General features: G+C 39.6%; 11 protein-coding genes and 2 pseudogenes. 3 read left to right on the plus strand and 10 right to left on the minus strand.

Translation table 11 applies throughout. The features are described 5' to 3' along the window. Positions 1 to 76: pseudogene (locus PWP39_RS02925) on the plus strand (IS6 family transposase); the annotation flags it as partial. 7 nt (positions 77 to 83) lie between these two features. Here the strand turns inward: PWP39_RS02925 and PWP39_RS02930 are convergent. The 3 genes and pseudogenes from PWP39_RS02930 to lonB form a co-directional block, all read right to left on the minus strand. Then, positions 84 to 1,115: pseudogene (locus PWP39_RS02930) on the minus strand (glycosyltransferase family 2 protein); the annotation flags it as partial. Next, a complete protein-coding gene (locus PWP39_RS02935) occupies positions 1,105 to 1,395 on the minus strand; it encodes a hypothetical protein (RefSeq protein WP_011011583.1) in 291 nt (96 codons plus the stop codon). The gene PWP39_RS02935 and the pseudogene PWP39_RS02930, both read right to left, overlap by 11 nt. Beyond that, a complete protein-coding gene (gene lonB / locus PWP39_RS02940) occupies positions 1,382 to 4,468 on the minus strand; it encodes an ATP-dependent protease LonB (RefSeq protein WP_288072571.1) in 3,087 nt (1,028 codons plus the stop codon). Before lonB ends, PWP39_RS02935 begins: the two co-directional genes overlap by 14 nt. A gap of 55 nt (positions 4,469 to 4,523) precedes the next feature. Between lonB and PWP39_RS02945 the strand changes: the two genes are divergently transcribed. Beyond that, positions 4,524 to 4,892, plus strand: a complete 369-nt coding sequence (locus tag PWP39_RS02945; RefSeq protein ID WP_014835150.1) for a Mov34/MPN/PAD-1 family protein — start codon at positions 4,524 to 4,526, stop codon at positions 4,890 to 4,892. Here the strand turns inward: PWP39_RS02945 and PWP39_RS02950 are convergent. The 4 genes from PWP39_RS02950 to PWP39_RS02965 all read right to left on the minus strand — a co-directional run bounded on the left by PWP39_RS02950 (position 4,889) and on the right by PWP39_RS02965 (position 7,244). Next, on the minus strand, positions 4,889 to 5,461 hold the full coding sequence (locus tag PWP39_RS02950) for an ASCH domain-containing protein (RefSeq protein WP_011011586.1): 573 nt from the start codon (positions 5,459 to 5,461) through the stop codon (positions 4,889 to 4,891). The two genes, PWP39_RS02945 and PWP39_RS02950, sit on opposite strands and share 4 nt — an antisense overlap. Continuing rightward, positions 5,458 to 5,799 carry an ASCH domain-containing protein gene (locus PWP39_RS02955; RefSeq protein WP_011011587.1) on the minus strand — a complete coding sequence of 114 codons (342 nt, stop codon included), beginning with the start codon at positions 5,797 to 5,799 and terminating at the stop codon, positions 5,458 to 5,460. The genes PWP39_RS02950 and PWP39_RS02955 overlap by 4 nt, the downstream gene beginning before the upstream one ends. A 73-nt stretch (positions 5,800 to 5,872) precedes the next feature. Then, complete coding sequence (locus tag PWP39_RS02960; RefSeq protein ID WP_288072545.1) at positions 5,873 to 7,066, minus strand: A24 family peptidase C-terminal domain-containing protein; 1,194 nt, start codon at positions 7,064 to 7,066, stop codon at positions 5,873 to 5,875. A gap of 13 nt (positions 7,067 to 7,079) precedes the next feature. Continuing rightward, positions 7,080 to 7,244 carry a class III signal peptide-containing protein gene (locus PWP39_RS02965; RefSeq protein ID WP_014835151.1) on the minus strand — a complete coding sequence of 55 codons (165 nt, stop codon included), beginning with the start codon at positions 7,242 to 7,244 and terminating at the stop codon, positions 7,080 to 7,082. A 71-nt stretch (positions 7,245 to 7,315) separates the two neighbouring features. Between PWP39_RS02965 and PWP39_RS02970 the strand changes: the two genes are divergently transcribed. Next, entirely contained in the window at positions 7,316 to 7,978 is a 663-nt protein-coding gene (locus tag PWP39_RS02970; protein WP_014835152.1) for a Kae1-associated kinase Bud32, read from the plus strand. Here the strand turns inward: PWP39_RS02970 and PWP39_RS02975 are convergent. Genes PWP39_RS02975 through PWP39_RS02985 form a run of 3 tightly spaced genes read right to left on the minus strand, consistent with a single transcriptional unit; the run spans position 7,968 to position 11,241 of the window. Then, a complete protein-coding gene (locus PWP39_RS02975) occupies positions 7,968 to 9,656 on the minus strand; it encodes a MutS-related protein (RefSeq protein ID WP_011011591.1) in 1,689 nt (562 codons plus the stop codon). The two genes, PWP39_RS02970 and PWP39_RS02975, sit on opposite strands and share 11 nt — an antisense overlap. After that, positions 9,653 to 10,483, minus strand: coding sequence for a translation initiation factor eIF-2B alpha/beta/delta subunit family protein (locus PWP39_RS02980; protein WP_011011592.1), 831 nt, complete (start codon positions 10,481 to 10,483; stop codon positions 9,653 to 9,655). Before PWP39_RS02980 ends, PWP39_RS02975 begins: the two co-directional genes overlap by 4 nt. Next, entirely contained in the window at positions 10,483 to 11,241 is a 759-nt protein-coding gene (locus PWP39_RS02985; protein ID WP_011011593.1) for a molybdopterin-binding protein, read from the minus strand. The genes PWP39_RS02980 and PWP39_RS02985 overlap by 1 nt, the downstream gene beginning before the upstream one ends. Positions 11,242 to 11,297: the final 56 nt, after the last annotated feature.

An 11,297-nucleotide genomic window follows, 5' to 3' on the forward strand; every position in this document is an offset into this window, starting at 1 on the left:
GTTTCATTCTCGGTTTGGTTGTCCGCCTGGTGATGTGACTGAGTGGCTTCAAGAGGTGATGCCCCAGTTATCCTGACAGTATCTAATTTTGTCAAATATCCGTAAATGTGAATGCCTAGATAAAACATGGCCAGAAATATCAAGATAAAAGGAAAAGAAAGTGCCTCAATTATTGATCCTCCTTCAAAAATTATTGGAGGCAGCATAGTTAAGATTTCGAACCCAAAGAAAGCTCCAAGTAAAAGAAATTCTCCTCTAACAATAAATAATAATGGAAGGATAACATCGAGGAATGCAATGAAATCGCTTAACATTAATATCGCATAATCCTTTGGTTCAAGGTGATTTAGATCCCCTATAAACCATCTTTTTCTTTGTCTCCAGAGCTCTTTTAAGGTAATGGGCATTCTAGTAAACAATTTTGCCTTAGGCGCGTACACCACCTTACCCACTTTCTTTAAAAGCTTTGTTGTAGCATAGTCTTCGACTATACTCTCTGCAATTCCTCCAATTTGGTCTAGAGCTTCTCTCCTAAAGGCAGATAGTGGGCCTGGGGCTAGGCTTAAATCTTCAAGCTCTTTGGCTCTTCTGTACATAGCTATTCTTAAGTGTTCTATGTCTTGAACCAAAGTTAAGAAGGATTCAACAACTACTCTAATTTGCCCTCCAACTCCAACGATGTCTGGCGAATAAAACCTCTCTACTAACCTTCTAACGGCATCCTTGGCCATATAAGAATCGGCATCAGTGGTAACTATTATTTCTCCCCTAGCGACTTTTATTCCTTCATTAAGGGCCCTAGCTTTTCCCCCATGAGGAATTCTTATGACCTTAACTCTTGTATCTTCCTGGGCCATTCTTAAAGCTCTTTCGTAAGTTTTATCCTCACTTCCATCATCAACTACTATCACTTCACTTACTGGATAATCTTGTGAGAGAGCTGCCTTTATTGCACTTTCAATGTTCTCTTCTTCATTATACGCTGGAATTATAACACTAACAGTTGGATTCCATTGAATTGTCCTGTATTTTCTAGTCAATCCAATAATGTATCTAAGAAAGAAATATCCGTCCCAGGCAAATACTAAAAACAAAAGAAGAAGCTCAATCTTCAATATTTACCCCCGCCAGATCATAAATCTTTCTGGCGATCTCCTCGGCCTTTTTCTCGTCCCTTAGATCTTTTATTATGATTTTACCGCTGGGATAAATGCTGGCTTCATACCCGTCAATTTCCGTAACAACCATAATCCCAGGAATTAGTGTTTTTATTTTGTATCCCTTTTGCTTGAGCTCTTGAGCAAGCTTAGATATTTCAATTTTTACTTCTTTGTCCCAAAGATAGAGTTGAACAAGAACCCCTCCCATGCTTGTGCAGGGTTTAGCTATTAACATTTTCAATTCCCCCCAGGGGAAGGCTTTTTCTAACTTTCTCTATGAGCTCTTTCTTTTTCTCACAATCTGCAAGTGCCACTTCTAACACTTCATCTATTCTCTCTACTGCAACTATTTCAATTTTTTCTCTCATATCTGGGGATAGAAAGACATCCTTTTCGTTTGCCTTAGGAATTATTACTGTTTTTATTCCTGCCTCTATCGCAGCTTCGATCTTTGGAGTTATTCCTCCTACTGGCAAAACTTCTCCTCTAACGCTTAGTGAACCTGTCATTGCAACATCTTGCCTTACTGGAATCTCTTCTAAAGCGGATATAACTGCAGTAGCAACACTAATGCTGGCGGAATCTCCCTCAACTCCCTCGTATGTCTGTAGGAATTGAACGTGAATGTCGTACCTGCTGATGTCCTCTCCCTTATACCTCTTAATAATAGCTGAAACGTTTAGGACTGCTTCCTTTGCAATCTCTCCAAGCTTTCCTGTTGCTATGATCTTACCTTCCTCTTTGCTTGCGGCTGGAGCTACCATAGCTTCGATCGGCAACACAATACCGCTTTGCTCTCCTATAACAGCTAGACCATTCACCCTGCCGATTTCTTCACCTGAGGTTTTTATTACCTGATACTCCTTCTTGTTCTCGATGTACCAATCTGCTAATTGCTTCTCTAAAGGCTTGGCCAGCTTGAGGGCCTCTAGCACGTCTTCCCTTGTGACGTACTTCTTTCCTTTTCTTACGGCAATATCTCCAGCTGCCCTTACAACTCCGCCCAGGTCTCTGAGTCTTAATGTTAGGTGGCCCTTTCTCCCAGCTCTCCTTTGGGCTTCTCTTACGATTTCCTCGACGGCATCTCTCGTGAAATGTGGAATTCTTCCGTCTTTCTTTACCTCCTGGGCTACGAATTGGACAAGCTTTCTCCTGTTCTCTGGAGTGTCGGGCATTGTGGTTCTCATGTAGACTTCATATCCATATCCCCTGATTCTTGAACGTAGTGCTGGGTGCATCTTGTCTATTGTATCAAGGTTTCCAGCAGCTACCAAGATGAAGTCACAAGGAACGGGCTCTGTTCTCACCATAGCACCGCTTGAAAGTTCGCTTTGTCCGGTTATTGGGAATTTCTTTTCCTGCATTGCAGTTAGTAGACTTTGTTGCATCTTCAAGCTAAGTGTTGCTATCTCGTCTATGAACAGAACTCCCTTGTGAGCTCTGTGGATCATTCCGGGTTCAACTCTTTCGTGTGCCGGTGTTCCAAGACCTCCAGAGTTCTTAACAAATAGACCGTTAGCAAGTAGATTTCCTGTCTCTGTAGTTACGTTGTAAGTAACTTCAACTTCCTCCCAGCTTTCGAGGAAATTCCTTCTCTCTCCCTTCTTAACTCTCTTAACTCGTTTCTTAAGATCCTCAGTCTTTTCGGGAATGCTATATTCCAGATATTTTTCAATTTCCTTAAAGAATTTTTCTCTCTTTGCTGGAGAAAAGCTTATTGGAATGAACTCAATGAAATTAAGCATGTTGTCTATTGATGAGGATAGCGTAAGTCTAGCCCTGTATTTATCTTTTTCTTCATCCTCTTCAGCTTCTGCCTTAATTCCAAAGAAGCTCAGATACCAAGATATTTCCTCGAAGAACGTTTCGACGTTGTCAGTAAGTTGAGTTATTTCGAGGATTTCTTTGTCATTCCTATTGCTACTGTAGAGACCATCCATGAAGGCGAGGAAAAGTGACGGCTTAAGCTTGACCCACCATGGAAGCTTAAGCTTAACTTTGCTTTTGTCTCCAACTGGTGCACCAAGTGTAGCAAAGAAGGTCACTATTCTTTTATCACATGTTCTGAAAATAATGCTGTTTTCTTTTTCTTCAATTTTATAGTCAAATTCCCCGAAGAGCTCGCTGAGTGCTTTAACAAACTGTTCAATTGTTTTCTTCTCGCTAGAAACAAAGCTAAGGGTATTGAAATTCTCATCGATACCTCCACTACCAAAGAGTGCGCCCATGATTCCTGCTATCTTTTCTAGTCTACTGTCTTCACTATTTAGTGGAAGTAGGCTAAGCCTTTCAAGTTCCTCTCTTATACTCTTCTCGGCTACGTCAAAGCCGTCAAGAATTGTGAGAGGCACTCTTATTATCTCATCATCTTTAGTTATCTCTCCAGCTTCTTTAAGGCCCTTTATTGTGTACACTTTATGTTCAGGTGTTAATGCAAGCCAATAATCCTTTTCAAGATTTACTATTTTTCTAAGCTTTTGCTTCCCTTCTCTTCTATTGACATAAAGGAGCTTTACAAGTCCGTCTTTTGTGAGTATTTTTATGTTTTCCCCTTGAAGATCTTTATAAACTACTCTAATACTTCCGTCCATCCCTTCTCCAGACGCCTCCTTAAGGAGACCGTCAACGAACTCCCTAAGTTTGAAGACTTTTTTCTCTCCGTCCTTTTCAATTAAGATAACTTCTTCACCGCTAAAACATTGAAATGGGTCGTGTCTAACATCTCCAAGCAGAGCTCCAGCATGGGCCCCTGTCGCATCTACAAATGGGGCCTTTTTTCTTCCACAGTTATCTACAAGTAGCTTGGGCACCATGGCCTGGGTTCTAATTCTCATGTTTGCTACTGCCATTAGGGCTACTAGAATGACAAATACTCCCAGGAGGAGCGTGTTTGGATCTCCCTTACTCATCAAAACAGCCATTCCAACGACTAGAAATACAAAGAATAATAGATATGTCTTAATGCTCTCCTGTTCTCTTGCTCTCTTTCTGTACTCTTCGACGATTTTTCTTCCTTGGCAAGCTGGGACAGTCTTTATCCTAGGCATGTTCTCGTCTTCTGGATTTGGAAAAACTAGGATATCTTCGAGATTTTCGGTTGGGAGTAGTTCTGCCATTGCTTGGCCAAGCATTGACTTACCTGTTCCTGGCTCTCCAATGAGAAGTACGTGTCTTCTCTGCTTTGCAGCAGTTTTTATAACTTCAACAGCGTGATCTTGACCTATAACTTGATCAATTAACCTCTCTGGGACAGGAATCTCCTCTGTTGTCTCAAACTCGATCCCAAGATCGAGTCTCTCCTCCTCCATATTCCTCTCGCCAATCATGGATAATTTTATATGCCTTATAAAGTTTCCATACAATATGAGAGTTAAAGTTAGGAAGGAACTCTTTGAATATCTTTTGGATCTCGCAGCCTCTTTTCATCCAAAAGAGTTTGCAGGCCTGCTGAGAGAGAAAAATGGGGTATTTGAGGAGGTTTTATTTTTGCCAAAGGGGTTCTTTGGAACAAAGTCGGTATACTTTGATCTAAATCTCTTGCCTCATGATGAAACTATTAAAGGAACTGTTCATTCTCATCCCTCTCCTTATCCTTATCCTTCTAAAGCTGATTTGGACTTTTTCTCCAAGTTTGGGGGAGTTCACATAATAATAGCATTTCCCTATACTAAGGAAAGTACAAAGGCTTTTAGAAGCGATGGAACAGAATTGGATATTGAAATAGTCCCCTAGATTTTAGGTTGCATAATTCCTCTCTTTTTGAGCTCTTCATAAGCTTTTCTCAGAACTTCACGGATCTTATATCTTTTATTAAGACCACCCAACTTCATTGCAGCCTTTCTTAGGCTTCCCTCATTCAAAAATAACTTTAGAAGGGCTACTTCTTCGAAACTTAAGTTGTCCAAGTGCTTTAGGGCTAGCTCTGCAATTTCAATTGGGTTATTTCCTTCATATGGGAAATCTGCTGAAAGAATTGGCTTGTCTAAGAGTTTTATCATCTCAAACTCCACAATTGTTGCAGGAGAATCAGGTCTAACGAACTTGTAATGTTCCTTGAGTGCTTTTATGAGTTCTTCTTTATTTCTAAAACCATCTTTTCTAGCATCCTCGTCAGTTAACTCCTCGACTTTTTTAGTTTCGACCCTAATAATTCTTGCTTTTCCCAAAACGTAACCTCCAGCGTGCACAAGAACCTCTTCTCCAGGCTTTAGGTTTATCTTCCTTCCCAACCTAATTGTTGCTCTCTTTTTCCCTGAGATTATGTCGTCCTTGTATCTTCCATCAAATTTTAAGTTTTTCATTCTTTATCCCTCCCAAGAACTCTGAACTTTATTGCCAAAACTCCGTACCTATACTCTTTCCACTTCGGATACATATTGTGGAACCTCTTGAGAGCCTTTTCAAAGCTTGGTTTATCTGGAAATATCTTGTCTATCGGCTCTTCTCTAAGTACCTGCCTAAAAGTTTCGTACTTCTTAACCTCCACAACTTCAGCCGGAATTAAGTCATTGAAAATAATTTTGTCCCCTCTCTTAATGTCTTTTAACTGAGGATAAGCCACTCTAACCTCAATTCTTTTCTTTCCACTTTTCACCATCTCAAGATATTCATCCTTTAAATAGAGCCTGTATACTTTCATCGTTTTCTAAGTATCTTTGCCTGTTTTTAACCTATTCGGGTGGAGAGGTCCTCTTCCGAAAGGACGGGATAATTCACACCATTCCAGAAACCTTGAGAATGATCCACCACAAAATGTCTCCAAAGAAGTAACTTGTTAAAAACCCCAGGAACAATGCTGGGGCAAAGGGCATTGCTTTTCTGACTAAAAATTCATTCTCGAGCTTTCCTTCGCTTACTAGCTTTTTGAGCTCTTCAATCTGCTCTTTAGTTAATCCTTCAACACTAAAACCAGCTATCTCTTTTCCACTAATCTGTTCGAATTTCCCACTTTTCAAAACTTCATTGAGCTTTTCAAAGAAGTCTTTCCTATCCCTGACTATTTTGCCTCCGACTTCCAGTATTCTCTCTCCTAGAACTTCTCCTTCTTTGAGCTCTTCAACTCTTTTGACTTTGGTTAAAACTTCTTTTCTTAACATCTTAACTGAGGATAGCAAAAGCTTGAATGCATAGAGGATAATCACTAATCTGAGGAAGAAATATAGGGATGAAAATCCTACAAGATATGTGACGTATACAAGGGATAATACTCCAAGAATATCTCCTATAACCCTAATTTTGCTAAGAAAAGCTATCAACAGAAAGGTAAGAATCCATCTCAAGAGCGGATGTAGCGATATTCCAAGGTTGATGCTTATCACTACAAAGAGAGTAACAGAAAACATTATCCACAAAGACACTTCGAAGACGTTCCTAATGCCTTTAACAAACAGTTCTTTTAAGAGGCTGAGTTTCTTCTTTGCAATAAGTCCTGCAAATGCATACACAAATATTAGGGGGAATATAAGAAGGATCGAATTAAACAGAATCGTTAAGGCATTTAGGGGCAATACTACAGCATACGGAGCTTTGTACTTGGCAGATTCTGGGGCATAGGGGAGAAGGGATGAAAATGCTGCAAGAATTAGCACGTCACCACTAGCCCATCCTCCAGTATAATAAAGGAGGGATCCTACGGCAAAACCTAAGAGCAATCCAATAATTCCAGAAAATGCAAGAATTAGATCCTCGTTTTTTATTCCCAGGAAGAAATAGTATAGAATTCCAGCCTCTACAATGGGTATGTATGGACCTTTTACCTCATAATTACATCCCTTCCTCTTACACCACCACTTTGATAGGAGTGAAAAGCTTGGAAAAAAGCGTTCCTCGTATATGTAGCTTGTTTTAATGTCCGTATAAGATGTAAGAATCCCAACTAATATTCCCAGAATCAGAGGAATTATCATGAATTCACCTCCACTAAAGCGACTCTAGAAGTCTTTCTCTTATGACTTTTGTGTACTCCTCAACATAATTTGTTAGAGTTCTCATGCTATCAACAACTACGTTAAGCACTATGGCCACCAAAATCAGAACTGCAGCCAGCATGAGGAGATATTCAATGGCAGTTTGAGCTCTTTTCATGGGGCCCTCATTAAAAGTTGTTCACAAAATAATTTAAGGCTTTTGCTGTTTAAGTGAGAGGGGAGTTAAAGATGAAGCTCATAAAGCAGGGGGCTGAAGCAAAGATATATCTTGCAGACTTTTCCGAATTATACTATGATCTTCCCATCAAGGTGATCGTTAAGGAAAGGGTCTCGAAAAGATATAGGATTCCTGAAATCGACATAAAACTCAGAAAAGAGAGAACAATAAGAGAAGCTAGAATACTCCATAGAGCTAAGAAAGCTGGTGTAAATGTTCCCTACGTGTTTGAAGTTGATACCAAGAACATGATAATAGTTATGGAGTTCATAGAGGGGGAGAGGCTCAAGGAGCTTTTGGAAAAACTTCCCATAGAAGAAAGGTTGGAGATATGTAAGGAAATTGGCAGGGTCATAGGAAAGTTACATGAGGCAGGTATTGTCCATGGGGATTTGACGACCTCCAATATGATAATGAGAGATGGAAAAATTTACCTCATAGACTTCGGGTTAGCTGAGTTTGACGATACTTTAGAAGCCCAGGGTGTTGATCTTCACTTGCTGAGGAGAGCAATGGAGAGTACTCACTACAGCTGGGTTGAAGAGGGATTTAAAGCTGTTCTAAGAGGATATGAAGAGGTAAGGGGGAAAGAGAAGAGGCGTGAGATTGAGGAAAAAATCAAGGAAATTGAATTGAGAGGGAGATATAGGGAGAGAAGCTGGATTACTTCCTAAATTTTTTAAGTATTCTGTTCATTATCATTTTTTCTTCTCCTCTTCCCTTTCTAGCAAGTCTTTCTACTATTAATTCTGGCGTACTTCTTCCAATAACTCCAAATTTTGGCTGTCTATCAACTATTAGATTCAAGTTTTCGTCAAGGCCTTTCGCTTCTATTCCATCCACCCTCGCAAAAGGAATCTCTCTTTTCAAATCTTCTCCTAAGTGAGAGACAATTACGACGAAAAATCCCTTCTCATAAGCTATTTTCAGGAGCTCTGCCAATATCTTCGCGGCAGCTCCAGGCTCAGTTATTGACTCAAATTCATCAATTAGAATTAGCTTTTTTCCTTTTCCTTTAATTGCCCTTACCAATCCTTTTAGAGACGTTTCAAAGGCTCCTGCTCCATAAACACTTCTCTTTCTCTTAAAGAAAAATATTTCATCTAAAACTGTAAACCAGGCTTTTTTTGCAGGAACTGGAAAGCCCATATGGGCCAATATGACAATCTGGGAGATGAGCTCAAGGAGAGAAGTTTTACCTCCGCTGTTAGCCCCTGTCAAAATTACAATGTTTGCTTCTTCAACTCCTGGGAAGTTACCATAAGACTTCCCTACGAAATAACTTACTGGTTGTGGGTTTTCTATGAACAGATTCCTACCTTCAATAAACCCGATCCCTTCTTCAACAATTTCTGGAAACACAAAGTCTCTTGTGAATTTTTTAACCACAAGCAAAAAGTATAATTCGTAGGCTTTTTGTATCTCTTCTTTTAGTTTTTGCAGATGGGGCAGGATTTTTTCTACAGTTTCTCTGCTTTTAAGATAAAATTCTATCTTAAATTCTCTCTCTAGCTCTCTTTTAAGGGCTTCTATCTGCTCTGGAGGAACTTCTACTGGGAAATCTCTAGGAAAAATCTCTACACTAATTCCCAGAACATCGGAAATTTCCTTTTCCGCTTTATTAATCTCCTCTATGATTTCGTCATTAAGAGCTGAGAACTTATGAAAAAGATATTCCAGGTTTCCAGCTCTTAAGGCTTTCATAAATTCCACAAGATCTCTGCCGCTTAGGGTTAACTTAAATCTCTCAAGCTTTTCTTCAATTTTCCTATTGAGTTCCTTTTCTTTCTCAACGATTATTTCATCTAGATTTTCGAGAATTTCCATTTTCTTAAAAATCTCTTCTATCTCTTTTAAAGAAATCAAAATTTTATCGGCCGCTCCTCCTGGGAAAACTTTTGAAAGTGCTTCAAGAACGTCCCTATTTTCCCACAGGGGAATTATATAAAGCTCTGGGGCAATATGGGAAGGCTTTACCTCAACCTCAATTCCATACCCAATCGTGCTTAAAATAAGAGGATAATCTTCAATTTCAGAGGGATCAGAAGTTACTGGGCATAAGTCAAGCTTTTCTGCTTCTTCTACTTCCTCATCGGAGACCAGCAAAATTCTATCATGAAAAAATTCTCTCCTAAATCTAATTGGCCTTATTGAAAGGAGATATTCTTCTAAGTCATCTCTCACATTTTTTAAGCCTTCTTTTAAGTAATTTTGCCTTTTTATAATTTCCTCTCTATCACTTGTCGGTTCAAATTTTTTAAGAAATGTCCTGGCCTCCCCTAATTTAATCATAGACTCTAGCCGGGAGAGTAACCTCTTGTAGACTTCTCTGGCATCCCCCCGCAACTTCATATCATATCCCTCGGGGGAAGTATAATTCCTAGCTCAGTTATAATCCCTCTTATAAATTTCCAGGGAGTTATGTCAAACAAAACATTTCTAACTCTACTTCCTTCCCTATACAAAGGTCTCTCCACGAGTTCTACTTCCTTGGATGTAATCTTTTGGTGAAACTTGTAGGTTTCGGCAGCAACATAAAATGGAACTTCACTTTCATAACAGGAGATGGCAAGTAAATAAGTTCCAGCTTTATTCACAACGTATCCATCTTTTGTCACAGTATCTGCTCCAACGATTGCCAGTGTTGCATCCTTAGCAAATAATCCAAGTTGGGCATCTGTTATAATTTCAACTTCAATACTTTCATCTTGCAGGGCTTTTGCTAAATATAGGCCCTCGTAATCGGGAGCACTTTCTGTGAGTATAACCTTAAACTGCTTCCCTCTTCTCTTGGCAGTTTTTAGAATTTCAAAGACAGCTGAAGAATAAGAGTGGGTTATTATGACATCCCCACTATCTATTAGTTGGGCTCCAATAGAGGCAATTTCCTTCTTAGCTTCTTCCGCTCTTTTTATGAACTCCTCAGCTCTTAGTTTTACCACTTCTCTGTCGTTTGTTATTGGAATAAACATTGCAAGATTATAGAGGGAGGCCATCGATGGATTAATTTCAAGGATTTCTCTTTTCAACTCTATTATTCCTTCCTCTAGGGAAGTTTCATCTAACTCTTCGCTGAGTAATATAAAGGCTTCAGCTCCCTTTTTGGCCATCCAGCTAGCTCCTCTTATTTTCTCGTTCTTCATCTCCTCAAGTATCTTTACAACTTTCTCTGGAAGCACTACCAGCCCTCCCTAAATTCGATTCCCTTACTCTTCATAAATTCTACTGCCTTTTTTATGGTATCTTCGTCTTGAGCAAATATTATGATTCCAATGAACTTCCCAAAACCTTTTGGGGAGGAGTGTATCTTTACATCGAAAATCTTTATAGTTTCTTCTAAAATTGGTGCCAATTTGCTTTCATCGGTTATCTCAGCAAGGTATTTCTTCTGAACGAATTTCTTTGATCCAATTCTTGGTAAAACTTCCTCTTCAAGCATCGCCTTCATTTCTCTTGGCATGCCTGGGAGCACAAAGATTTTAGTGCCTCTATATTCTATATAGGCCCCAGGTGCTGCCCCAACAGAGTTTTTCAATGGAATGGCTCCTTTGGGAAGGTAAGCCATCTTTTTCCTTGCATCATTCAGCGTAGGATCATCAATTAGCCCCTCCCTATATAATCTCTCATAAAATTCCTTTATTTCCTCTAAGCATTTTTCACAGAGCACTAATTCTTTTCCCAGCGCCTTAGCGACGGCCACCATTGTAACGTCATCGTGAGTTGGCCCGAGGCCTCCCGAAATAATAAGAACATCGGGTTTTCTGTTAAGGGATTCTAAAATTACAGACCTTATATCCTCCACGTCATCGCCAACAGTAGTTATTCTCTTAACGAGGTATCCTCTCTCCGTTAATTTCTTCGCTATGTGTGCTGAGTTGCTGTTTACAGTATTCCCTGTTAAAAGTTCATCACCTACGGTAATTATTTCCGCGAACATTGGTTCTCCCCAGGAATTGTTTTTATCAAGAGTTTATTAGATTTTGACGTGCGTTG

The sequence above is a fragment of the Pyrococcus sp. genome (assembly GCF_030153625.1).
GTDB classification, from domain to species: Archaea; Methanobacteriota_B; Thermococci; order Thermococcales; family Thermococcaceae; genus Pyrococcus; species Pyrococcus furiosus.

What these genes read in the sequence shown, in the direction of transcription:
- PWP39_RS02960 (WP_288072545.1), bottom strand. Translation starts at nt 7,066, where the DNA reads ATGATAATTCCTCTGATTCTGGGAATATTAGTTGGGATTCTTACATCT.
- PWP39_RS02945 (WP_014835150.1), top strand. Translation starts at nt 4,524, where the DNA reads ATGAGAGTTAAAGTTAGGAAGGAACTCTTTGAATATCTTTTGGATCTC.
- lonB (WP_288072571.1), bottom strand. Translation starts at nt 4,468, where the DNA reads ATGGAGGAGGAGAGACTCGATCTTGGGATCGAGTTTGAGACAACAGAG.
- PWP39_RS02965 (WP_014835151.1), bottom strand. Translation starts at nt 7,244, where the DNA reads ATGAAAAGAGCTCAAACTGCCATTGAATATCTCCTCATGCTGGCTGCA.
- PWP39_RS02950 (WP_011011586.1), bottom strand. Translation starts at nt 5,461, where the DNA reads ATGAAAAACTTAAAATTTGATGGAAGATACAAGGACGACATAATCTCA.
- PWP39_RS02975 (WP_011011591.1), bottom strand. Translation starts at nt 9,656, where the DNA reads ATGAAGTTGCGGGGGGATGCCAGAGAAGTCTACAAGAGGTTACTCTCC.
- PWP39_RS02935 (WP_011011583.1), bottom strand. Translation starts at nt 1,395, where the DNA reads ATGTTAATAGCTAAACCCTGCACAAGCATGGGAGGGGTTCTTGTTCAA.
- PWP39_RS02955 (WP_011011587.1), bottom strand. Translation starts at nt 5,799, where the DNA reads ATGAAAGTATACAGGCTCTATTTAAAGGATGAATATCTTGAGATGGTG.
- PWP39_RS02970 (WP_014835152.1), top strand. Translation starts at nt 7,316, where the DNA reads ATGAAGCTCATAAAGCAGGGGGCTGAAGCAAAGATATATCTTGCAGAC.
- PWP39_RS02985 (WP_011011593.1), bottom strand. Translation starts at nt 11,241, where the DNA reads ATGTTCGCGGAAATAATTACCGTAGGTGATGAACTTTTAACAGGGAAT.